Raw genomic sequence first — 21420 nt, 5'->3', positions numbered from 1 at the left:
CCGGCCCGCCGGTCATGGGAATGCATGTGTATGGACGCTTTGGTGTCGACGACCGACACGGCCGAGCCTCTGGACAGCGGCTGGTGCATGGTCGTCTCGCCGGCCGGCGCGTGGGCGTCTCCGGCGGCGATCGACGGCAGCGCCGAATGGCTGGAGGCGGCGTGCCCCGGCACGGCCGCTGCTGCGCTGGAACGGCTTGGCCGCTGGGACCGCAACCATCCCACTCCGCTGCACGACCAGGACGTCTGGTATCGTCGCCGGCTCGACGTCACCGGCCCGGCCCGTCTCGTATTTGACGGCTTGGCGACGGTTGCAGAGGTCTGGCTCGACGATCGCCTCGTGCTGTCCTCGACCTCGATGTTCGAGCGCCATGATGTGGCCCTGACGCTTGCCGGCGGCGAGCAACTGGCCATCGCATTCCGCAGTCTCGACCGCCATCTGGAAACCCTGACCGGTCCGCGTGCGCGCTGGCGGCCGCGCATGATCGACGATCAGCGGCTGAGGCTCGTACGGACCACGCTGATCGGCCATATGCCGGGTTGGTCCCCTGGCTTCGACATCGTCGGACCATGGCGACCGATCAAGCTGATCCGCGATACCAACCGGCGAGGCGTGCGCGATGTGCAAATGCAGGCCGACCTCGCCGGCACAACAGGGCATCTTTCCGTCGCGATCACGCTGGACGAGCCGTTTGATGACGCGCCGGCCATGGTCGCCTGCGCGGGCGCTGTCGCCGCATTGACCTCGGAGACAGCGACGCGGCTGACGGCGAAACTGGATATTGCGAACGTTGGGCCATGGTGGCCGAGCAGCCATGGCGATCCGGCGCTGCACGAGGTTGTCGTCACGCTAGGCTCGATGCGAGTAGCGCTCGGCCGCGTCGGCTTCCGGCATATCGAGATCGATCGCGGCACCGACGGACGCGGCTTTCGGCTGGTCGTCAACGGCGTATCCGTCTTTTGTCGCGGCGCGGTGTGGACGCCGTCCGACCCGGTGCGGCTGCCGTCCTCACGCGAAGAGATCACGCGCGACCTCGATCTTGCACGACGGGCGGGCGTCAACATGCTCAGGGTCGGCGGCACGTTCGTCTACGAGAGCGACGCGTTTCACGAGCTCTGCGACGAGATGGGCATCCTGGTCTGGCAGGATCTGATGCTCGCCAATTTCGACTATCCGGCGAAGGACGAAGTCTGGCAGGCGTCGCTCTCGCGCGAGGTCGGGAATTTGCTCGGGCGGCTCAGGCATTCGCCGTCACTCGCCGTTCTGTGCGGCGGCAGCGAGGTGGCACAGCAGGCGGCGATGATGGGCATGCCGATGTCGATGGATCCGACGCCCTGGTTCGACAAGGTGGTGCGCCCCATCGCTGAAGCGAAGCGTCCCGACCTGGTGCTTGTGACGTCATCGCCATCCGGCGGCAACCTGCCTTTCACGGCTGATGGCGGGCCGATGCATTATTACGGGGTCGGCGCCTATTGCCGGCCGCTGGATGACGCGCGCCGGGCCGAAGTGCGCTTCGCGAGCGAATGTCTTGCCTTTGCCAATGTGCCTGACCAGGCAACGCTGGATGCGCATCTGCCGGTGCCGCCGGTGCACGATCCGCGCTGGAAGGCGGGTGTGCCGCGCGACGTCGGCGCGTCGTGGGACTTCGAGGATGTGCGCGAGCACTATCTGGAAACGCTTTTTTCCGTCGACGCGCGCCGGCTGCGCATCGAAAATACCAGACGCTATCTCGAGCTCTCCCGTGCGGTGACGACCGAGATAGTGGAGCGCACCATCGACGAATGGCGCAGACCCTGTTCGCCGACGGCGGGAGCGCTGCTGTTCTTCTGGAAGGACTTGCGGCCGGGCGCGGGTTGGGGCGTGGTCGATTCGACCGGCCGGCCTAAGCCCGTCTGGCACGGGCTGAGGCGGGCATTTGCCCCGCTACGGCTGATCCTGAGCGACGAGGGCGTCAACGGGCTGACCGTCCATGCCGTCAACGATACCGCGCAGACCGTTCGGGCGACATTATCGCTGACCTGTCTGCGGGACGGCGTCACGCCGGTGGTGTCGGCGCGCCAACCGATCAGCGTGCCGGCGCACGGCGGCCTGTCGCTTTCGGCCTTCTCGGTACTCGGCGCCTTTTTCGATATTTCCTACGCCTATCGCTTCGGGCCGCCCGGCCATGAAGTCACCGTTGCAAGGCTGGAAGGCGACGACGGGAAGGTCTTTGCCGAGGCCTTCCATGTGCTGCCGGGTGTCATGACCGCGCAGCGCGACGTCGGCCTGACTGTGAGTTTGGTGCGTCGGAAGGACGCGTGGCGGCTGCGGCTGGCCTGCAAACGCGCGGCCTACCACGTCTCCGTCCAGGACGATCGGTTCGTTCCAACGGAGAACAATTTCCACCTGATGCCGGGCATCGAGCGGGAGGTCGGCCTTGACGGTCCGTCCCTGGCGACACCTGGCGGCGCGGTGACAGCGCTCAATGCCGATCGCGACGCGAGCTACGAGGTGCCGAGAGCGGAAGAATTGGAAGTCGTGCGGACAAGGGAGTCCGCCGGGAGCATGACATGAAACCAGTTGTCTTTGCCGATACCATCGGCTGGCTGAACGTAGCGAAGGGGCGGCGGGGCGTTGTCATCGCCGGCGCGCATGGTCATGAGGATCTGTGCAGTCGCCGATTCCTGAAGCTGTTGTCCGACAGGGCGGCCGCGGCGGGCCTGCCTGTCCTGCTGTTTGACTATCCCGGTTGTGGCGACGCTGCCGGCGACCATTCGGCGCCGGGCCGGGTGATGGCCTGGACCGCAAGCATCGGCGCGGCGATCGACCGGTTGAAGCGGGATTGCGGCGTGGAGGATGTCATCCTCGCCGGCTTCCGTCTCGGCGCGCTGCTGGCCCCGCTCGCTGCGGCGGGGCGGGACGACGTGGCAGGCCTTGCGCTGCTTGCGCCACCGAGTTCCGGAAAAACCTATGTGCGCGAAATCACCGCGATGTCGCGTGTGATCGATGGGTCGCTCGCCAAGAGCGCCGCAAGCGACGCGACGTTCGCCGAGGGCCGCGAGGTCGTCGGCTTCCGGCTTTCGCATGAGACGCTCGCCGATCTATCGAGGCTGGATTGGCGGCGGGCCGTCGCGGCCCTTCCGCCCCTGCCGATGCTTTTGATCGCGAACGGAAAGCCGTTGGCAGGCTCTGAAATCCGCGACGGTCGAACTTCTTTCGAAGGCGCGACAATCGCGGAGTTCAAGGACTATCACCTGCTCATGTGCGACCCGACCGCGAACCGGATCCCGGCCGACGTTGTCGATTGCTGGGCGGATTGGTTGTCCGACCGGGCCGTCGCCGGCGTAGCTCAGGGCGTCGAGTCCCTGACCGGCCACGAACTATTGGAGGGATCGCACTACACGGAAGAGCCGGTTGTGATCAGGCAGGCGCCATTGATCTGTGGCGTGCTGACCCGGCCACGTGACGGCCATGCTGCGGCCGATCCGGTCATCTTCCTCAACTCCGGCGGCGTGCCGCATGTCGGTTGGGCGCGCGGCACGGTCGAGGCGGCGCGCGAGCTTGCCGCCGCCGGCGTGGCGTCGCTACGCATTGACCTGCCGGGCCTCGGCCTGAGCGACGATGCCGGGAGCAATCGTCTGTTCCTCTATGATTCCCGCACCCGCTTCGACGTCGGCGCGGCGATTGACTGGATGCAGCGGGCGGGCTTTGCCAAAGTCGAGCTTGTGGGCATATGCTCGGGCGCCTTCCAGGCCTTTCACACTGCGCGCGCGGACCGCCGCGTCCGCGCCCTGACCATGATCAACCCGCTCTGCTTTGCCTGGAACAGTTCCTACGCGCTGGAGCTTACGGCCTGGAAAGCATACGAAGCCTCCAAGGCGAATCGCGGAAGCCAGCCGCAGATCGGGCCGGAGGAGGGGTCTGCGATGACAACCAGGTCCGCCTGGAGGCTGTCAGTGTCAGATAGCGCCAGGCGGCTGGTGCGGCGCGGATTGGAAGCCGTCAAGTCGACGCTGTCGGCGATGCATCCGTCCGCCTTGCTTGGTCGTAACCGCGTCGAGCGCTGGATGCGCGAGCTTTGTAGCCGCGGCGTGCGCGTCCTCATGGTCACCTCGGACGGCGATCTCAGCCTGCAGGAGATCGCACGGCATTTCGGTCAGGACGGCAAACGGCTCACAAGTATCCCTGGCGTCACGCGGTTGACGCTGCCGAACGCCGACCATTCGCTGACGCCTCGTCATGCGCGGCGCGCTGTCGTCGCGCGCCTGATCGACCACCGCGGCGGCGGCAGGCGCGGAGGATCGAGCCGTCCCGATGCCGTGCGGGTCACGGCGCAGCATGCCGAGGTGAAGCCTAAATCGATGGCGCTGTCATGAAACGGCTTGGCCGCTCGAGCTACGAAGATCAGCGCGGCACCGGATCATGTTTTTCGGCGGCGTCGCGTTCGGCGAAGACCTTGTCGATCAGTCCCCATTCGAGCGCCTGCTGCGCGGACATGAAGTGATCGCGATCCAGGGTCCGTTCCACGTCGGCTTCGGTGCGCCCGCAGTGCTGCGCATAGAGCCGGATGATGCGCCGCTTGGTCTCCTGCATCTCGGTGGCATGGATCAGGATGTCGGACGCCTGGCCCTGGAAGCCACCGAGCGGCTGATGCACGTGGAGGCTCGCATTCGGCAGCGCGGCGCGGTGACCGGGCTCGCCGGCCATCAAAAGGAACGACCCCATCGAGCGCGCCGTGCCCATGCACAGCGTGTGCACCGGCGCCTTGATGAACTGCATGGTGTCGTACATCGCAAGCCCGCTGGTGATCACGCCGCCATAGGAGTTGATGTAGAGGTTGATCGGCTTGTTGGGGTTGTCGGCTTCGAGGAACAGCAGCTGCGCGCAGACCAGGCCGGACATCGCATCATTGACCTCGCCGTTCAGGAAGATGATGCGCTCGCGCAGGAGCCTGGAATAGATGTCGAAGGAACGTTCGCCGCGGCTCGACTGTTCGACGACCATAGGGACGAGTTGCATCATGTCGCGCATCGGCGACCTCCATTGCTGCAGGTGATGAAGTCTCGGTAGGTGAGGTTGGGGATCAGGCCGCGCGCATCATTGTGCGGTTGTTGCTGTTGGCCGGTTGCGGCTGTTTTGCCCTGATGTCGCAGGCTTGCTGGACGATGCGAAACCTTGTGCCGCCGGCCTCGTTCGGCTCGATCCGGAAGGTGACATGGCTTTCGCGAAACGGCGGCTCGGACTCGCGCAGCCGGAAGCGCACCTCTTCGCCAGCGATCGATGACAGGGGTTCAGCGTCCGCGAGATCGCAATCCGGGAGCCAGCGTTCGCGCAGAGCCGGAATGGTCACCGCGCGCCATACTTTTTCAGGCGGTGCATCGAGCTCGTATTCGAGCATCAGGTCGGCGTCGGCATGATCAGGCTCAACTGTGTCGCTCATTGATCCATGTCCTTCAGCAGATCGGAGAGCGCTTCGATGCGCTTCGGCCAATAGGCGCGGTAGCGGGCAAGCCAGGTCCCGATGCTGGCGATGCCGTCCGGGTCGACCTCATAATTCACGAAGCGGCCCTGTCGCTGCTCGCGCACCAGCCCTGCCGCGCGCAGCACCGCCAGATGCTGCGACATTGCCGGTTGGCTGATCTCAAGTCCGTCGCGCAAGGCGCTGGCGTTCAGACTGCCGCCGGCCAGCTTCTCAAAGACCTTGCGGCGGGTCGGATCGGCCAGCGCCTTGAAGATGTCGGTGTCGACCATGACGACACATAAGCATACACTTATGTGTCGTGCAAGCCCGAACCTTGCTCGCGCCGTACTTCGTGACGTCGCGGCGCTCGGGTCCTTTGCATGGGGTTGTTTTACAAATTCGCCCTCGCGGTGGCCGGTGTCGTCGTCCTGGCCCCGTGAGTCCGGCTGCCACCGCCGCCTCGGCTACTTACTGCAGCGCCTCGCCATGCTGGGAGATGTCGAGACCTTCGAGCTCCTGCTGCATCGAGACGCGCAGCGGGACGAAGGCGCTGACCAGCTTGAGCAGCACGAAGGTGACGCCGCCGCACCAGACAAAGGTGACCGCGACGCCGTAGAGCTGGATCAGCAGCTGCTTCGGATTGCCCTCGAGCAGGCCGGGACGTGCCGCCGATCGCCGAGGCCGCGAACACGCCGGCAAGCAGCGTGCCGGTCAGGCCGCCGATGCCGTGCACGCCGAACACGTCGAGCGAGTCGTCATACTTGAAGCGATGCTTCAGCCAGGTGCAGGCCCAGAAGCAGACCAGGCCGGCAATGATGCCGATGACGACGCCGTGCCACGGCGCGACGAAGCCGGATGCCGGGGTGATGGTGCCGAGTCCCGCGACCGCACCCGAGATCATGCCGAGCACCGACGGCTTGCGGCGCGTCGCCCATTCGATCGCGCCCCAGGTCAGCGCGCCGGCGCAGGCCGCAAGATGGGTGGCGGTGATCGCCATCACCGCGCGCGAATTGGCCGCGAGCGCCGAACCGCCGTTGAAGCCGAACCAGCCGACCCAGAGCAGGCCGGTGCCGACCACCGCGAGCGACAGATCGAACGGCGAAAGATTGTCATGGCCATAGCCGTGGCGGTTGCCCATCACCTTGGCCGCGACCAGGCCGCTGATGCCGGCGGAGAGATGCACCACAAGACCGCCGGCGAAATCCAGCACGCCCGTTGCAGCGAGGAAGCCGCCGCCCCACACCCAATGCGCCAGCGGCACATAGGCGAAGATGAACCAGCCGATCGAGAACAGCACATAGGCGGAGAACCGCATGCGGTCGGCGACCGAGCCTGCGACCAGCGCCACCGTGATGATCGCGAACGTCATCTGGTACAGCATGAACAGCGCTTCGGGGATGGTCTTCGCCGCCGGATTGATGCTGTCCATGGTGATGCCGGCCAGGAACCAGCGATCGAGCGAGCCGAGCCAAGGACCGTCGCCGACGAAGCTCAGCGAATAGCCGAAGGTGACCCAGAGGATCGAGACGAGCGCAACGGCGGTGAGGCTCTGCGCCATCGTCGCCAGCACGTTCTTCTTGCGCACCATGCCGGAGTAGAACAGCGCCAGTCCGGGGATCGTCATCATCAGCACCAGCGCGGTGGCGACGATCATCCAGGCGGTGTCGGCGGCGTTGACGCCGGAGCTGGATGCCGAATCTTGCGCGAAGGCCGGCGTGGCTTGCGCGAACAGGATTGCAGCAGTGATCGGCGCAGCTGATATCGCTGCACGAAGAGCTCGTGCCCCCATCATCATTCCCCGGCGGTCGTCGTTTCTTGGTGTGCGGTTGTGGCTGCGCCGGCGTCGTTGCCGGCGATGATCTCGATCGTTTTGTTTGGGCATGATCTCCGCGCAAACGCTTTCCGCGTTTGTCGCGAGGGATCAGGCTCCAGGGTTCAGAGCGCGTCGTTGTCGGTCTCGCCGGTGCGGATGCGCAGCGCATGATCGATCGGCGTCACGAAGATCTTGCCGTCGCCGATCTGGCCGGTGCGGGCGTGCTCGGTGATGACGCTGACCGCCTTGTCGGCGAGCTCGGTATCGACGGCGATCTCGATCCGAAGCTTGGGCAGGAAGTTCACGACATATTCGGCGCCGCGATAGATCTCGGTGTGGCCCTTCTGGCGGCCATAGCCCTTCACCTCGGTCACAGTCATGCCGTGGACGCCGATCGCGGTCAGCGCCTGGCGCACCTCATCGAGCTTGAACGGTTTGATGATCGCGACGACGAGTTTCATGGTTCAGGCCTTCATTCCCTTGAGGTTTTCCGTGTGCGCCCGTCCCGGAGCGGCACTTGCCGTCCCGCGAGCCGGCACCTGCTGCCTCCCGGAGCGGCAATTTGCCATCCCTGAGCGGCACTTGCGTCCGCCAAATCTGGCAGCTTTCTGGGCAAATGGCATAAAAAACTTGCAGGCTGAAGCGGAAAACATGCGCAGCGCGTGTGCTCCCTCACTGTACGGAATGGAAACGCTCGGCCACAATGTGGCTTTCCCGCCCCGGCCAGCGCTCTTGCTGGTTCGTTTCGCCTATCGCGTGTCCCTGTGCGCGCGCCCCGAGGAAACAAGAAATGTCGAACCGAAACTGGTTTTATGCATCCGAAGGCCAGCAAAAGGGCCCCCTGCCTGAAACCCAGCTCCGCGACCTGATCACCCGGGGCACGGTGGGGGCCGACACCCTGGTGTGGACCGAGGGCATGGCCGGCTGGCAGAAGGCCGGGGAGATTCCGGGCCTCGTCCCGAGCGCCGGCGCGCCGCCGGTATTTCCGCAAGCCGGCGGACCGCCGCCGGTGGTGGCGTCCGGAAGCTATAGCGGCGGCACGCTGTCCGCCGACTTCCCGATCTGGGGCCTGTTCGGCCGCAGCCTCCTGATGTTCATCGGCCAGATTCTCGTCATCCCGGCGCCGTGGACCGCGACCGGCCTGTACCGCTTTGCGATCCCCTATATCCGCGTGCCGGGCCGGCCGCATTTCGCCTTCACCGGGCAGCCGCTCGACATCTGGTGGGTCTTCATCGTGCTCGGCCTTCTGACCTATGCCGGCGCGGCCGACAGCAACATCGTGACGCTGCTCTCGCTGCTGTTGCAGGGCTTCCTGAGCTGGATGATCCTGCGCTGGATCATCGGCCATCTCAGCTCGAGCGGCCAGGACCTGCCGATCTCGTTCAAGGGCAGCCCGGTCGCCTATGTCGGCTGGTACGTGGCGATGGTGGTCTCGGCCATCACCATCATCGGCTGGGCCTGGGTGCTGACCGCCTGGATGCGCTGGATCTGCCGCAACATCGACGGCACGCGTCGCGAGGTCAGCTTCAATGCGTCCGGCATCGAGGTGCTGTGGCGAACCATCGTGTTCACCATCGCCTGCGGCTTCCTGATCCCGATTCCGTGGGTGCTGCGCTGGTACGGCAACTGGTTCGTCTCGCAATTCGCGCTGACCGAGCGCGGTGCCTACGCCGGCCAGTAAGCGCGACCGCATCGTGCCGACCGGCTTTGTTCGAGCGTGAGGCCTCCGGAAACCGCTCCGCGCTTTTTCCGGATCGCGCTGTGAGCGCTACGCCTTTCGCTCGCGCACCGATCCTTCCTGCGCGACGGACGCCACCAGCGTGCCGTCGGGCTTGAAGATCAGGCCGCGTGTCAGGCCGCGGCCCGACTGCGCGCTCGGCGAATCCTGCGCGTAGAGCAGCCATTCGTCGGCGCGGAACGGGCGGTGAAACCACATCGCGTGATCGAGGCTCGCAGGCATCATGCGCTTGTCGAACAGCGTGCGGCCGTAGCGCGCCATCACGGCATCGAGCAGCGAGAAATCCGACGCATAGGCGAGCGCGCACAGATGCAGCGCGGGATCGTCGGGCAGCTTGGCCGCGGTGCGGATCCAGACATGGATGCGGCCGTCGTCGATCTTCTGGCCGAAATAACGGCCGAGCTCGACCGGGCGCAGCTCGATCGGCCGGTCGCTCTCGTAATAGCGGCGGATGAACTCCGGCATCTCCTTGAACATCGGCTGCTTCGACACTTCCTCCGCGGTCAGCTTCTCCGGCGGCGGCACGTCGGGCATCTTCTCCTGATGATTGAAGTTGCTCTCCTCCTCGGCATGGAACGACACCATGATGGAGAAGATCGCGTTGCCGTGCTGGATCGCGGTGACGCGGCGGGTGGTGTAGCTCTTGCCGTCGCGCAGCCGCTCGACCTGGTAGATGATCGGGATCTGCGGATCGCCGGGCAGAATGAAGTAGCAATGGATCGAGTGCGGCAGCCGGCCCTCGACGGTGCGGCAGGCCGCCACCATTGCCTGGCCGATCACCTGGCCGCCGAACACGCGCTGCCAGCTCGTCTTCGGGCTGTTGCCGCGGAACAAATTCACCTCGAGCTGCTCGAGATCGAGGATGGACAGCAGGTCGATCAGGCTCTTGGACATCGGCGGCTTTCGGTTTGACTTGAACGGTCATTCCGGGGCACGGGCAAGCGTGAACCCGGAATCTCGAGATTCCGGGTTCGATGCTGACGCATCGCCCCGGAATGACGTCCGTTAGGTTCGTGACCTTGTTTCTGGCCCCTGTTTCGCCCAGCTATTATCAGGTAGCAAGCATAGTCTGAGAGCGTGAGGCGCGTAAGGGAAGGGCAATGCCGGCACAGCGAAGTATTGTCATCTGCGGGGGCGCATTTGCAGGGTTGGCGCTGGCCGTGGCGCTGCGCCAGGGGCTCGGGCCCGACATCCCGGTCATCGTGGCCGATCCGGCGCTGAGCCAGCGCCCGAGCCGCGATCCGCGCGCGACCGCGATCGTGGCGGCCTGCCGGCGGCTGTTCGAGACCCTCGGCGTCTGGGGCCAGGTGGCGCCGACGGCGCAGCCGATCACGGATATGGTCGTGACCGACTCCAAGCTGGAGGACGCGACGCGCCCGGTATTCCTGACCTTCGCCGGCAATGTCGCGCCCGGCGAGCCGTTCGCCCATATGGTCGAGAACCGCTATTTGATCGATGCGCTCGCGAGCCGTGCCGAAGCCGAGGGCGTCGAGCTGCGCGCCGCCGCGGTGTCGAGCTTCGCGTCGCGGCCCGACGGCGTCAGCGTTACGCTGGCCGACGGCACCGTGATCGATGCGAGCCTGCTGGTTGCCGCCGACGGCGCCCGCTCGAAGCTGCGCGAGCGCGCCGGGATTGCGACCCATGGCTGGGACTACGACCAGTCCGGCATCGTGGTCACGGTCGGGCACGAGCGCGAACATCACGGCCGCGCCGAGGAGCATTTCCTGCCCGCCGGGCCGTTCGCGATCCTGCCGCTGACCGGTAATCGCTCGTCGCTGGTGTGGACCGAGACGCGCAACGATGCCGCGCGCATTGTCGCCTTGAACGAAGAGCAATTCCACGCCGAGCTCGAGCAGCGCTTCGGTCTGCATCTCGGCGAGATCAAGCCGCTCGACAAGCCGCGCGCCTTCCCGCTCGGCTATTTCGTCGCGCGCTCGTTCATCGCCGAACGGCTGGCGCTGATCGGCGACGCCGCGCATGTGATCCATCCGATCGCGGGGCAGGGGCTCAACATGGGCCTGAAGGATGTCGCTGCGCTCGCCGAGGTCGTGGTCGATGCGGCGCGGCTCGGCATGGACCTCGGCCAGGCCGACGTGCTCGAGCGCTACCAGCGCTGGCGCCGCTTCGATACGATGGCGATGGGCGTCGCCACCAACTCGCTGAACTTCCTGTTCTCCAACGAATCGACGCTGCTGCGCACCGTGCGCGACATTGGCCTCGGGCTCGTCGATCGCGCGCCGCCGCTGAAGGAGATGTTCATCCGCCAGGCGGCGGGACTGTCAGGCGAGGTGCCGCGGCTGCTGAAGGGCGAGGCGCTTTAGCCCTCGTAGCCCGGATGAAGCCGACGGGTCGCACGAATGCGCGCCCGATGGCAGGCTCCGCGAAATCCGGGGCAGACTATCCGGAGTGACACTTTCCCGGATTGCGCTGCGCTTCATCCGGGCTACATCGTCTTCAATCGATCTTTCTCGCCTCTTCCGGCAGCATGATCGGAATGCCGTCGCGGATCGGATAGGCGAGCTTGGCCGAGCGCGAGATCAGCTCCTGCCGCGCGGCGTCGAACTCCAGCGGCCCCTTGGTGATCGGGCACACCAGGATTTCCAGCAGTTTTGGGTCGGCGGTGCTCTCGAGATGGTCGGTCGTGGAATTCATGGGAGTCTCCGGCTCGCCGTGATGTAGCACATCCAAATAAGCGCTGTCAGCGCTTGGCCATCCGCAGCAGTTCATCGATCGCGGCCTGCTGACGCGGCTTCGGCAGCGCCTGCTCGGACAGCGCGTAGCCGATGAACGCCCAGTAGAAGATCTGCGCGCGGCCGCGCGCCACGTCGTCCGGGAATCCGGCCTGCCGCAGCAGGGTTTCGATATAGCCGATCCGGCGCTCGTCGACCTCGAGCACGACGGCGCGCGCCACGGCATCGGCGGTGGCCCAGCTGCGCACCGCGCGTTCCAGCGCCAGCCGCGCCGAGAAGGCACGGCGCAGCAACAGCGCCAGCGCGTCGCCGCCCTCCGGAATGGTCTCGAGCTCGGCGATCACCTGCTCGGCCGCGACCTCGCGCCAATGGGTCAGGATCGCGGCGCGGTAGGCGCCGATGTCGGCGAAATGCCAGTAGAAGCTGCCGCGCGAGACGCCCATGGCCTTGGCCAGCGGCTCGGCCTTGAGCGCCGTGAAGCCGCGCCGCGCCAGCGTCTTCAGGCCCTGATCGAGCCAGTCCTTGACCGAGAGCTGATCCGTCATGGTTCCCCGTCCCGCCGCCACCATACACAAGTGTATTGACAGGCGCCAGCGGCCGGTATCATATCCATACAGTAGTGTATGGAGGCATCGCGATGCGTGATCTTCTGCTGCAGGGCGCCGGCGTCGTCGCCATTCTGGTCAGCCTGATCCATGGCGTGCTCGGCGAGACCAGGATATTCGCGCGCGCCACCGTCGAGCCGCCGCGGCTGCGGCTCTTGCTCCGCCTGGTCTATCAGGCCGGTACCGTCGCCTGGATCGGCGGCGGTGTGCTGCTGATCGCTGCGCCCGCGATGGCCTCCGATGCCGCGCGGCACTGGATCGTGGCGACGCTCGGCGTCGTGTTCGGCATCGCGGCGCTCGCCAACGCGGTGGCGACCCGCGGCCGCCACTTCGGCTGGATGGCGATGAGCGCCGTGGTGGCGCTCGCCGCCGCCGGCTATTAGCGAGGGCGACCATGACGACTGATCGCATCAGCCTCAGCATCGCCGATGGCGTCGCGGACGTCAGGCTCAACCGCCCCGACAAGCTCAATGCGCTCGATCCGGCGATGTTCGCCGCGATCGCCGAGATCGGTGCGCAGCTTGCGGACAACCGCAAGCTCCGCGCTGTGGTGCTCTCGGGCGAAGGGCAGGCCTTCTGCGCAGGCCTCGACATGGAGCGGCTGGTCGCAACGACGGAGGGCGAGTCCATCCTGCCCTTTGCCGATCTCGGCCGGCGGACCCACGGCATTGCCAACTTTGCGCAGCATCTGGTGTGGCTCTGGCGCGAGCTGCCGGTGCCGGTCATCGCCGCCGTTCATGGCGTTGCGTTCGGCGGCGGCTTTCAGCTGATGCTTGGTGCCGACATCAGATATCTCGCACCCGGCACGCGCCTTGCGATCATCGAAGCCAAATGGGGGTTGGTGCCCGACATGGCCGGCACGCAGCTGATGCGTCATCTCGCGCGCGAGGATGTGGTCCGTGAACTCACCTACACCGCGCGCATCTTCTCCGCGGAGGATGCGCTTGGTCATGGCTTCGCCACCCGCATCGTCGAACAGCCGCGCGAGGCCGCGCTGGAGACGGCGCGCGCGATCGCGGACCGCAGCCCGGATGCGATCCGCGCGGCCAAGCGGCTGCTCAATCTTGCAGCCGATCGCGATGCGGCGACCGGACTCGCGGCCGAAACGGCCGAACAGGCGCTTCTGCTCGGCTCGCCCAATCACATCGAGGCCGTCAGAGCGAATCTCGAACGGCGACCCCCGCAATGGAGTTTTACATGACGACTGGCCCGGGCTTCGATCTCGAACGTCTCGTTGCGACCAATGCGTCGGCGGCCTTCAATCGGCTTGCCGGCTTCGAGGTCGTCTCCACCGGCACCGGCACGGTGGAACTGCGGATGCCCTGGCGCGACGATCTCACCCAATATGCGGGTCACCTCCATGCCGGCGTGATCGCGGCGCTGCTCGACGCCGCCTGCGGCTTTGCCGCGGCGTCGATCGCAGGTTCCGTCACCGCATCGCATTTCTCGATGAATTGCCTGAAGCCCGCGCTGGGCCGCTGCTTCATCGCCAGAGGAACCACATTGCGTGCCGGACGCAGGCAGGTCTTCGCGCGCGCGGAACTTTTTGCGGAGAACGAGCAAGGTGAGACCTCGCTGGTTGCAACCGGTGAAACCGTGCTCGTTCCGCTGCCAGGCTGAGCCGCGCGGATCGCGCATCGTTGTGAAATTTATGGAGCCATCAATTTCGGTGCGGAATCGGCTTACGCGCGGATAACCATGCCACTGAAAGTTGCAGAATATTATCGAGAAGACAATTCAATCAGCCTAGCCTGTGCGCACGGACAACCATGGACCGACGCATGTTTCGTGTTCTTACGTGCCTTTCAGGTGAGCATGACTGGCGGCTCGTTCTGCTCGCCGGACTGGTCTGCTTCGTTGCCAGTATTGTGGCCGTCAATATTTTTCATCGCGCAATTGCATCGCAGGCGAGGACCCGGCTGATCTGGATTGCGATCGCGGGAGCCGCCATCGGCTACGGCATCTGGGCAACGCATTTCATCGCCATGCTGGCCTATGAGCCGGGAATCCCGACCGGCTACGGTATCGTCCTCACCGCGCTGTCGCTCGCCGCGGCGATGATGCTGACATCCGGCGGCCTCGGGCTTGCCGCCAGCGACTCCAGCCGCTGGCGCGCGCCGGTCGGCGGCGCCGTGATCGGAGCCGGGATCGCCAGCATGCACTATCTCGGGATGTGGGCGCTGGAAGTACCGGGCCACGTGGTCTGGTCGTTCGATCTCGTGGCGGCCTCCGTCGTGCTCGGCATGCTGTTCGGCTACGCCGCGCTGGCGATCGCGGTGCGCCGTCAGGACCGCTGGATGTCGCTCGTCGCTGCGCTGCTGTTGACGCTTGCGATCGTGTCGCATCATTTCACCGCGATGGGCGCGGTCGAGATCGTTCCGGATCCGTTGCTGGCTCCGGCGGCCCTGTCGCTCTCGCCTGCCTTCCTCGCCATCGTGATCGCCGGTGTGGCGCTATCGGTGCTCGGGATGAGCCTGGTCGGCGTGCTCGCGGATCGCCGGCTGGCGCTTCGCACCCGCCGCTTCGAGGAGATCATCAGCCAGCTTTCGTCGGCGCGACAGCAGGTCGAGGCGTCGCAGAAGGAGCTGGAGGAGCAGAGGTTCCGGCTGGATACGGCGATCAACCACATGGGCGAGGGCCTCTGCATGTTCGATGCGGAGAAGCGCCTCGTCGTCTGCAACGATCGCTACGCCAAGATGTACCGGCTGCCGCCGGAATTGCTGCTGCCCGGCACGGCCCATCGCGCGATCATCAGGCATCGCATCGCCAACGGCATTCTCAAGGGCGAGACCAGCGACAGCGCCGCGACGCAGGTGCTCGCGACACTGAACGCGCTCCCGGCCGGCGAGATCAACAGCCGGGTCGACGAGCTCGCCGACGGCCGGCTGATCTGCGTGACGCGGCAGCCGATGCCCGGCGGCGGCTGGGTGGCGACGCATCGCGACGTCACCGAGCAGCGGCGCTCCGAGGCCAAGATCACCTATATGGCGCAGCATGACGCGCTGACCGATCTGCCGAATCGCGTGCTGCTCAAGGAATGGATGGAGCGCGCGCTGTCCGGTGCCCGGTGCGGCGGACCGAGTCTTGCGGTGCTGATGCTCGATCTCGACCGCTTCAAGGACGTCAACGACACGCTCGGGCATCCGGCGGGCGATGCGCTGCTGAAGTCGGTGGCCGCGCGCTTGCGCAGATCCGTCAGCGATACGACGCTGGTTGCGCGGCTCGGCGGCGACGAGTTCGCGGTGATCGACCATGTCAGCGATCCGGTCACGGAAGCGGGCCTGCTCGCCGAGAAGATCAGGAAGGCGCTCAGCGAGCCGATCGATCTCGGCGATCATCGGGTGACCACCACGACCAGCATCGGCATTGCGATCGCTCCGCGCGACGGCACCGATTCGGACGAGGTGCTGCGCAGCGCCGATCTCGCGCTTTACTCGGCCAAGAGCGGCGGGCGCGGCTCGTTCCGCTTCTTCGAGCCGGAGCTCGATCGGCTGCTGCAGGCCCGCCGCAGCCTCGAGCGCGACATGCGCAGTGCGCTCGCCAATGGCGAGTTCGAGCTGCACTATCAGCCGTTCATCCACGTCGCGAGCGGGGAGACCTGCGGCTTCGAGGCGCTGCTCCGCTGGCACCATCCGCAACGCGGCATGGTATCTCCGGCGCAGTTCATTTCGCTGGCGGAAGAGACCGGCCTGATCGTGCCGCTCGGGGAATGGGTGCTGCGCACCGCGTGCGCGGAGGCCGCCAAATGGCCCGACGACCTCAAGATCGCGATCAACCTGTCGCCTGTGCAGTTCAGGAGTCCGGAGTTGGTCCCGGTGATCGTGCACGCGCTGGCGAGTGCCGGAATTTCGCCGAAGCGCCTCGAGCTCGAGGTCACCGAAACGGCCATCATTCAGGACAGCGAAGCGGTGTTTACCGCGCTTAGCCAACTGCACGATCTCGGGGTGCGGATCGCGCTCGACGACTTCGGCACCGGCTACTCGTCGCTGAGCTTTCTGCAGAAGTTTCCGTTCGACAAGGTCAAGATCGACCGCAGCTTCGTGTCCGAGCTCTCGGGCGCGACCGACGAGTCGCGCCGGATCGCGCGCGCGATCGTGCGCTTTGCCGTCAGCCTCGGCAAGACCACGACGGCCGAAGGCGTCGAAACCAGGGAGCAGCTCGACATCCTCCGCGCCGATGCCTGCGTGGAAGTGCAGGGCTTCCACTTCAGCCCGCCGGTGCAGAGCGAGAAGGTCGCACAGATGATCGGCGGGCGAACCCCGGCAGCGGCCGAACGGCCTACGGTCCGTCTTGCAATGGCGGGTGCCGCGTCCTGATCGATGGGCTGCGCCGGGCGGCCCGATACGCATGAGGCTTAAGGCCGCAGCACGCGGTCAAAACCGATCTGCGCGTGGAGCGCAAAGGTGTTTTGGCGACCGTTAGAATTCCTCTAAAGCCAGCCGTCGCGGCGCTTCCTTGACTTGGCAATCGCGTCAGCATTCGTCACGCATGTGCCCTGCGCGAAGGCGTTGTGGGTAAGATTGTCAACGGAGGGGATATGCGCGTGAGAGTGACTTTGAGCGCTGCGCTTGCAGCATGCGTCCTTGGGAGCGTTCTTGGGCTGACCGGATCGGCGGCGCTCGCCGACGGCTACAAGAATTGCACCAAGCTCGACAAGGCGTCGTGGAAGCCGGCAAGCGAGGCCGAAGCCAAGGCCAAGGCGCTCGGCTACGAGGTGCGCCGGTCGAAAATCGAGGGCTCCTGCTACGAGGTGTACGGCGTCAAGGAAGGCAAGCTCTACGAGCTATTCTACAGCCCGGAAGACCTCAGCCTGAAGCACACGATCGCGAAGTGAAGCAGGCGCGATGACGGAGGCGGCGCGGGGCGCCCGCGGCGCGACCAGCCTGCAGGTCTGGGACCTGCCGCTACGGCTGTGGCACTGGGCGCTCGCCATCCTCGTCCTGGTCGCTTGGGTGACGCCCAGCACCTATGACCGGCTGCACCGGCTGGCGGGTTATTCGGTGATCGCCCTGCTGGCGTTCCGGCTGATCTGGGGCTTTGCCGGCACGCGCTACGCGCGTTTCGGCAGGCTCGGCGTCCGCCTGCGCGCCGCGCCGCGCTACATCTGGAATCTCCGGCGCGGCATCACCGGGCGCTACATCGGACTCAATCCGGCGGGCACCGTGATGCTGGTGGCGCTGCTGTTCCTGCTTGCGATCTCGACAATCACGGGCGTGATGGAGGTCACCGTGACCTTCTTCGGAGTCTGGTGGGTCGAGGACACCCACGCCTATGCCTCGGATGCGGTCATGGTGCTGGTCGGGCTGCATGTGCTCGGCGTCGTCGTGGTCGGTTTGCTGCAGCGTCAGAACCTGGTGCGCGCGATGTTCACCGGCCGCAAGCAGCTGCGCAATCGTTCTTAAGCTGAAGCCGCAACGGAAGTTTACCTCTCCCCGACGGGGAGAGGTGGACGATCGCGGGCCGAGCCGATCCAAACAACAAACGTCTGATCCCGGTCGGTAGCTACTGCACCGGCGGGTCGCCCGAGGTGCGCTTCTTGGCGAGGTCCATCTCGGTGACCGCGATCAGGATCTCGGCGCGGGTCTTCAGGTCCGGCGCCTCGAGCATCGCCTGCTTCTCGGCGGGACCATAGGGCGACATCATCGCCAGCGCATTGACCAGCGCCTCGTTGGGCGCGGACTCGATACCTTCCCAGTCGACCTTCAGATTGTTGGCTTCCAGGAAATCGGCCAGCACTTCGAGCAGCGCCTTGCGGTCGACGGCCTCCTCACCCTTGCGCGCCGTGAAATCGCCGACGAAGGAGAAGAAGTCGACCTTGCACTGCCGGTACGGCGTCTGCACGGTCAGCTCCTCGACCACCTTGAAGCGCGCGACGCCGGTCAGTTCGAGGATGTAGCGGCCGTCGCCGGATTCGGCGAGCTGGGTGATGCGGCCGACGCAGCCGATCCGGAACAGGACCGGCTTCGCCTCTTTCTGCGAATGCGCCACGTCGGGCTGGATCATGCCGATCAGGCGATGGCCGTCGCGCAGCGCGTCGTCGATCATCGCGAGATATCGCGGCTCGAAGATGTTGAGCGGCATCTGGCCGCGCGGCAGCAGCAACGCGCCGGGCAGCGGGAACACCGGGATCACCTCCGGGAGCTCGCCGGGCCCGCGATATTCGGCATTGATCGGCATCTGCGGTCCCGCTGCTGTGACGGGCGTGCTTTACGAGAACAGGATGGTCGACAACCGCTTGCGCCCCTCGACGGTTGCCTCATCGGTGCCGCCCCACGCCTCGAAGAACTGCACCAGCTGCTTGCGCGCGCCGTCGTCGTTCCACTTGCGGTCACGCCTGACGATGGCGAGCAATTGCTCGGTCGCTTCCGTGCGCTTGCCCATCGCATTGAGCGCGGTGGCGAGATCGAATCGGGCCTGATGATCGAGCGGGTTTGCGGCGACTTTCTGTTCCAGCTCCGCGACCGGGCCGACCGCTTCCGCCTGTTCGGCGAGATCGATCGCCGCCTGCACCGCCTTCACCGCGGCGTCGTTGCGCTTGGATTCCGGAACCATCGCCAGCGTCTGCTTGGCCTGCTCCATCGCACCCGACGTGACGTAGCACTTGGCGAGGCCGGCGAGCGCCGCGATGTTGGTGGCGTCGTGCGCCAGCACCTCGGCATAGATCTGCGCGGCCTGGGCGGCGTCGCCCTCGGCAAGCACGGCGTCGGCCTCGGCCAGGATCTCGGTGAGATTGGGCTCGCCGGCGGCCGGCACGCCCTTGGTGATCTTCTCGATGAAGGCGTTGACCTGGCTCTCGGGCACCGCGCCCATGAAGCCGTCGGCGGGTTGGCCGCCCACGAAGGCGATCACGGCCGGGATCGACTGGACGCCCATCTGGCCTGGGATCTGCGGATGCTCGTCGATGTTCATCTTGACCAGCTTGACCCGGCCCTTGGCGTTACGAACCGCCTTTTCCAGGATCGGCGTGAGCTGGCGGCAGGGACCGCACCACGGCGCCCAGAAGTCGATCATGACCGGCTGACGGCGCGATTCCTCGATGACGTCCTTGACGAAGGTCTGGGTCGTCGTCTCCTTGATCAGATCGGGCGCTGCCTCGGGCGTGGGGCCGCCCTGCTCCATTATCGTCACGTTGTCCTCGCCTGCTTCTGAGGTCGGAAATCCGGTGGGCGTTCTAGCACGCCCGGAACGGCACGTTCAGCCGTTCTGTCAGCTAGAGCATGATCCCGGAAAAGTGGGAACCGGTTTCCGGGATCATGCTCCGTAAATGGCAGTCAGCCAGCAAAATTCAATCGCTTGGCCGCCTGTCCCGTTCCATCGGAGATCGGGTGGGCTGGGTGCCGCGGAACGGCCGATGATGGCGATCCGTCATGACATCAGGGGAGCGCCCGTGGCAAAGGCCTATTACAGCACGGTGTTCGAGCAGCCGGCCGGCGAGGTCTGGAAAATCATCCGCGATTTCAACAATTACCCGGTCTGGGTCCAGGGCGCGGGGGCGAGCCAGATCGAGGACGGCAAATCCGGCGATACCGTCGGGGCCGTGCGCAATGTGCTGTACCGGGGGCGGCGGATCCGGCAGCGGCTGCTCGCGCAGTCCGACGTCGAGCGCTTCCAGACCTACGAATTCGTCGACACCCCGACCCTGCCGGTGACGGATTTCAGTGCGATCCTGCGGGTAACCCCGGTGATCGACGGCGACCGGGCCTTTATCGAATGGTGGGCCGTGTTCGATTGCGACCCGACCCGCCGCGTCGAGCTGACGCGGACGCTGACCGGCTGGTTCGAGACCTGGCTCGAATCGCTCCGGGACGAGATTGCCCTGAGGCCGGTTCCGGCGGAAATCTAAAAAGAAATCGGCGGCGCAGCCGGTTTCGGCCGATTCGGGGTCAATTTTTAGAGAAACCGTGCGATTTCGTGAGGTTCGGACCGCGCTCTTGTGTTGCATTCACAGACAGCTTTTGGCATAGGTCTGCCGTTGCCGGCGAGCGATCGCCGCCATTTCGGATGCGGGTGTAGCTCAGTGGTAGAGCACGACCTTGCCAAGGTCGGGGTCGAGGGTTCGAGCCCCTTCGCCCGCTCCAAAACTTCTCGCTGACCGAGCTGACAGTCTGATGAAGGCCCGCTATTGGCGCGGGCTTTTTGCTGTCCGGCCCGAGGTCGCGTCTCCACGGCGCGATTGCGAGGTCAAGATGCCGCGGCCCGCCGTGGCGGTTTCCGGCCTTTGTTAACCGGCAAACGTTGCATTCTCAAAACTGATAGAAATCTGTGGTTGTGTTGGCGCTGGAATGGTTGCCGCCGGTTTTGCCGGCGCGGCAAGCGCGTGAACGATGTCGATCTGTTGGAAGCCGGCTCCGGGTTAAGTCGCCGCTTGGCTCGCGCAAACGTCGCTGCGCTGGTCGTGCTGGTCGGCGTCTGGACATGTTCGGGCGCATCAGCGCAGCAATTGCCGAGCGACTCGGCGTATGCCCCGGCGCCCAGCTTCTCTCCCATGCCTGGCTTTGGGCCGGCGCCTGACTTCGAGCCGGCCGAACGGCCGCGAGCGCGGGTCTACATCACGACGCGGTCGCACCGGGGCGGCCAGCAAAACTTCTGCGTCAGGACCTGCGACGGCCGCTTCTTTCCGTTGCCGCGCGTCAGCGAGACGGCGGACGTCAAGGCATGCGAGGCGGCCTGTCCCGCCGCCGAGGTGAATCTGTACTCCAGCTCCGATATCGACAGCGCCAGAACCGAAGCCGGCGAGACCTACAAGGCGCTCGCCAATGCATTCCGCTTCCAGCGCGAGATGGTGCCGCAATGCTCGTGCAGCGCCGGCGCGTCCACCGGCCTTTCGCCGATTGCGATCGAGGACGACATGACGCTTCGCACCGGCGACATCATCGTCGCCGATGACGGCTTCAAGATCGCGGCGATCACGAGCGGGCAGCGGCGCAGCGTGTTGTTCAGGCCGCTGTCGAAGGCCAAGGCGCAAGCGCTCGGTCTGGCGCGCCTGTCGTCGCGATAGAGGCGATCACGAGCGTTAGCTTCATTCGAATATCACGCTGCGGTGCAGAATGCCTTGTTATCAGGCAGGCTGCTCAGGAAAATTTCGTCTCAAATATCGTCTCAACTAGTTTTGACGCAGCGCACACCGGCGGACG

General features: G+C 65.8%; 21 protein-coding genes, 1 tRNA gene and 1 pseudogene. 13 read left to right on the top strand and 10 right to left on the bottom strand.

The features are described 5' to 3' along the window. Nucleotides 1-42 precede the first annotated feature (42 nt). Nucleotides 43-2553: a glycoside hydrolase family 2 protein gene (locus ACVMB1_RS33660; protein ID WP_200844513.1), complete on the top strand. Its 2511-nt coding sequence runs from the start codon at nt 43-45 to the stop codon at nt 2551-2553. Further along, complete coding sequence (locus tag ACVMB1_RS33655; protein ID WP_076833646.1) at nt 2550-4355, top strand: alpha/beta fold hydrolase; 1806 nt, start codon at nt 2550-2552, stop codon at nt 4353-4355. The genes ACVMB1_RS33660 and ACVMB1_RS33655 overlap by 4 nt, the downstream gene beginning before the upstream one ends. 28 nt (nt 4356-4383) lie before the next feature. Here ACVMB1_RS33655 and ACVMB1_RS33650 read toward each other — a convergent pair whose 3' ends face one another. From ACVMB1_RS33650 to ACVMB1_RS33630, 5 genes and pseudogenes are all read right to left on the bottom strand, one after another. After that, nucleotides 4384-5010, bottom strand: coding sequence for an ATP-dependent Clp protease proteolytic subunit (locus tag ACVMB1_RS33650; protein ID WP_057020311.1), 627 nt, complete (start codon nt 5008-5010; stop codon nt 4384-4386). Nucleotides 5011-5062: 52 nt separating this feature from the next. Continuing rightward, entirely contained in the window at nt 5063-5419 is a 357-nt protein-coding gene (locus ACVMB1_RS33645) for an SRPBCC family protein (RefSeq protein WP_076833645.1), read from the bottom strand. Then, nucleotides 5416-5730, bottom strand: coding sequence for an ArsR/SmtB family transcription factor (locus ACVMB1_RS33640; RefSeq protein WP_016841428.1), 315 nt, complete (start codon nt 5728-5730; stop codon nt 5416-5418). Before ACVMB1_RS33640 ends, ACVMB1_RS33645 begins: the two co-directional genes overlap by 4 nt. Before the next feature lie 178 nt (nt 5731-5908). Further along, a pseudogene (locus ACVMB1_RS33635) lies at nt 5909-7229 on the bottom strand (ammonium transporter). A gap of 146 nt (nt 7230-7375) precedes the next feature. Then, nucleotides 7376-7714 (bottom strand): P-II family nitrogen regulator, encoded by a 339-nt coding sequence (locus tag ACVMB1_RS33630; protein ID WP_028335836.1) that lies wholly within the window; start codon nt 7712-7714, stop codon nt 7376-7378. A gap of 329 nt (nt 7715-8043) precedes the next feature. On the opposite strand from ACVMB1_RS33630, the gene ACVMB1_RS33625 reads away from it, so the two are divergent. Further along, the gene (locus tag ACVMB1_RS33625) at nt 8044-8934 is read left to right on the top strand and encodes a DUF4339 domain-containing protein (protein ID WP_456849678.1); all 891 of its coding nucleotides are present in this window, start codon (nt 8044-8046) and stop codon (nt 8932-8934) included. 87 nt (nt 8935-9021) lie between these two features. On the opposite strand, the gene tesB is transcribed toward ACVMB1_RS33625, so the two are convergent. After that, on the bottom strand, nt 9022-9885 hold the full coding sequence (gene tesB / locus ACVMB1_RS33620) for an acyl-CoA thioesterase II (protein ID WP_016841424.1): 864 nt from the start codon (nt 9883-9885) through the stop codon (nt 9022-9024). A gap of 206 nt (nt 9886-10091) precedes the next feature. Between tesB and ACVMB1_RS33615 the strand changes: the two genes are divergently transcribed. Continuing rightward, nucleotides 10092-11312: a ubiquinone biosynthesis hydroxylase gene (locus ACVMB1_RS33615; RefSeq protein ID WP_076833641.1), complete on the top strand. Its 1221-nt coding sequence runs from the start codon at nt 10092-10094 to the stop codon at nt 11310-11312. A 133-nt stretch (nt 11313-11445) separates the two neighbouring features. On the opposite strand, the gene ACVMB1_RS33610 is transcribed toward ACVMB1_RS33615, so the two are convergent. Further along, entirely contained in the window at nt 11446-11643 is a 198-nt protein-coding gene (locus tag ACVMB1_RS33610) for a Trm112 family protein (protein ID WP_018269337.1), read from the bottom strand. Nucleotides 11644-11689: 46 nt separating this feature from the next. Continuing rightward, nucleotides 11690-12226: a TetR/AcrR family transcriptional regulator gene (locus ACVMB1_RS33605; RefSeq protein ID WP_076833639.1), complete on the bottom strand. Its 537-nt coding sequence runs from the start codon at nt 12224-12226 to the stop codon at nt 11690-11692. A 92-nt stretch (nt 12227-12318) separates the two neighbouring features. Between ACVMB1_RS33605 and ACVMB1_RS33600 the strand changes: the two genes are divergently transcribed. From ACVMB1_RS33600 to ACVMB1_RS33575, 6 genes are all read left to right on the top strand, one after another. Then, complete coding sequence (locus tag ACVMB1_RS33600) at nt 12319-12669, top strand: hypothetical protein (RefSeq protein WP_076833637.1); 351 nt, start codon at nt 12319-12321, stop codon at nt 12667-12669. Between the two features lie 11 nt (nt 12670-12680). Next, complete coding sequence (locus tag ACVMB1_RS33595; protein ID WP_076833635.1) at nt 12681-13487, top strand: crotonase/enoyl-CoA hydratase family protein; 807 nt, start codon at nt 12681-12683, stop codon at nt 13485-13487. Continuing rightward, nucleotides 13484-13906 (top strand): PaaI family thioesterase, encoded by a 423-nt coding sequence (locus ACVMB1_RS33590; RefSeq protein ID WP_076833634.1) that lies wholly within the window; start codon nt 13484-13486, stop codon nt 13904-13906. Before ACVMB1_RS33595 ends, ACVMB1_RS33590 begins: the two co-directional genes overlap by 4 nt. A gap of 161 nt (nt 13907-14067) precedes the next feature. Further along, nucleotides 14068-16602: a bifunctional diguanylate cyclase/phosphodiesterase gene (locus ACVMB1_RS33585; RefSeq protein ID WP_244558979.1), complete on the top strand. Its 2535-nt coding sequence runs from the start codon at nt 14068-14070 to the stop codon at nt 16600-16602. Between the two features lie 221 nt (nt 16603-16823). Next, on the top strand, nt 16824-17120 hold the full coding sequence (locus ACVMB1_RS33580; RefSeq protein WP_141339861.1) for a PepSY domain-containing protein: 297 nt from the start codon (nt 16824-16826) through the stop codon (nt 17118-17120). 10 nt (nt 17121-17130) lie between these two features. Next, nucleotides 17131-17688 (top strand): cytochrome b/b6 domain-containing protein, encoded by a 558-nt coding sequence (locus ACVMB1_RS33575; protein WP_076833632.1) that lies wholly within the window; start codon nt 17131-17133, stop codon nt 17686-17688. Nucleotides 17689-17788: 100 nt separating this feature from the next. Here ACVMB1_RS33575 and ACVMB1_RS33570 read toward each other — a convergent pair whose 3' ends face one another. Next, on the bottom strand, nt 17789-18463 hold the full coding sequence (locus ACVMB1_RS33570) for an LON peptidase substrate-binding domain-containing protein (protein WP_076833630.1): 675 nt from the start codon (nt 18461-18463) through the stop codon (nt 17789-17791). A gap of 30 nt (nt 18464-18493) precedes the next feature. Further along, nucleotides 18494-19414, bottom strand: a complete 921-nt coding sequence (gene trxA, locus ACVMB1_RS33565) for a thioredoxin (RefSeq protein ID WP_076833629.1) — start codon at nt 19412-19414, stop codon at nt 18494-18496. A gap of 223 nt (nt 19415-19637) precedes the next feature. On the opposite strand from trxA, the gene ACVMB1_RS33560 reads away from it, so the two are divergent. From ACVMB1_RS33560 to ACVMB1_RS33550, 3 genes are all read left to right on the top strand, one after another. Next, nucleotides 19638-20129 (top strand): SRPBCC family protein, encoded by a 492-nt coding sequence (locus ACVMB1_RS33560; protein ID WP_083715192.1) that lies wholly within the window; start codon nt 19638-19640, stop codon nt 20127-20129. Between the two features lie 160 nt (nt 20130-20289). Continuing rightward, nucleotides 20290-20364: transfer RNA gene (locus ACVMB1_RS33555), tRNA-Gly, on the top strand. A gap of 287 nt (nt 20365-20651) precedes the next feature. Beyond that, complete coding sequence (locus ACVMB1_RS33550; protein WP_076833627.1) at nt 20652-21284, top strand: DUF2865 domain-containing protein; 633 nt, start codon at nt 20652-20654, stop codon at nt 21282-21284. The last annotated feature ends 136 nt before the right edge of the window (nt 21285-21420 follow it).

Source organism: Bradyrhizobium sp. USDA 4504 (assembly GCF_054063995.1).
The sequence above is the reverse complement of the archived record's forward strand: the minus strand, read 5'-3'. Positions and strand labels throughout refer to the sequence as shown.

What these genes read in the sequence shown, in the direction of transcription:
- ACVMB1_RS33655 (WP_076833646.1), top strand. Translation starts at nt 2,550, where the DNA reads ATGAAACCAGTTGTCTTTGCCGATACCATCGGCTGGCTGAACGTAGCG.
- ACVMB1_RS33650 (WP_057020311.1), bottom strand. Translation starts at nt 5,010, where the DNA reads ATGCGCGACATGATGCAACTCGTCCCTATGGTCGTCGAACAGTCGAGC.
- ACVMB1_RS33645 (WP_076833645.1), bottom strand. Translation starts at nt 5,419, where the DNA reads ATGAGCGACACAGTTGAGCCTGATCATGCCGACGCCGACCTGATGCTC.
- ACVMB1_RS33640 (WP_016841428.1), bottom strand. Translation starts at nt 5,730, where the DNA reads ATGGTCGACACCGACATCTTCAAGGCGCTGGCCGATCCGACCCGCCGC.
- ACVMB1_RS33630 (WP_028335836.1), bottom strand. Translation starts at nt 7,714, where the DNA reads ATGAAACTCGTCGTCGCGATCATCAAACCGTTCAAGCTCGATGAGGTG.
- ACVMB1_RS33625 (WP_456849678.1), top strand. Translation starts at nt 8,044, where the DNA reads ATGTCGAACCGAAACTGGTTTTATGCATCCGAAGGCCAGCAAAAGGGC.
- tesB (WP_016841424.1), bottom strand. Translation starts at nt 9,885, where the DNA reads ATGTCCAAGAGCCTGATCGACCTGCTGTCCATCCTCGATCTCGAGCAG.
- ACVMB1_RS33615 (WP_076833641.1), top strand. Translation starts at nt 10,092, where the DNA reads ATGCCGGCACAGCGAAGTATTGTCATCTGCGGGGGCGCATTTGCAGGG.
- ACVMB1_RS33610 (WP_018269337.1), bottom strand. Translation starts at nt 11,643, where the DNA reads ATGAATTCCACGACCGACCATCTCGAGAGCACCGCCGACCCAAAACTG.
- ACVMB1_RS33605 (WP_076833639.1), bottom strand. Translation starts at nt 12,226, where the DNA reads ATGACGGATCAGCTCTCGGTCAAGGACTGGCTCGATCAGGGCCTGAAG.
- ACVMB1_RS33600 (WP_076833637.1), top strand. Translation starts at nt 12,319, where the DNA reads ATGCGTGATCTTCTGCTGCAGGGCGCCGGCGTCGTCGCCATTCTGGTC.
- ACVMB1_RS33595 (WP_076833635.1), top strand. Translation starts at nt 12,681, where the DNA reads ATGACGACTGATCGCATCAGCCTCAGCATCGCCGATGGCGTCGCGGAC.
- ACVMB1_RS33590 (WP_076833634.1), top strand. Translation starts at nt 13,484, where the DNA reads ATGACGACTGGCCCGGGCTTCGATCTCGAACGTCTCGTTGCGACCAAT.
- ACVMB1_RS33585 (WP_244558979.1), top strand. Translation starts at nt 14,068, where the DNA reads ATGTTTCGTGTTCTTACGTGCCTTTCAGGTGAGCATGACTGGCGGCTC.
- ACVMB1_RS33580 (WP_141339861.1), top strand. Translation starts at nt 16,824, where the DNA reads ATGCGCGTGAGAGTGACTTTGAGCGCTGCGCTTGCAGCATGCGTCCTT.
- ACVMB1_RS33575 (WP_076833632.1), top strand. Translation starts at nt 17,131, where the DNA reads ATGACGGAGGCGGCGCGGGGCGCCCGCGGCGCGACCAGCCTGCAGGTC.
- ACVMB1_RS33570 (WP_076833630.1), bottom strand. Translation starts at nt 18,463, where the DNA reads ATGCCGATCAATGCCGAATATCGCGGGCCCGGCGAGCTCCCGGAGGTG.
- ACVMB1_RS33560 (WP_083715192.1), top strand. Translation starts at nt 19,638, where the DNA reads ATGATGGCGATCCGTCATGACATCAGGGGAGCGCCCGTGGCAAAGGCC.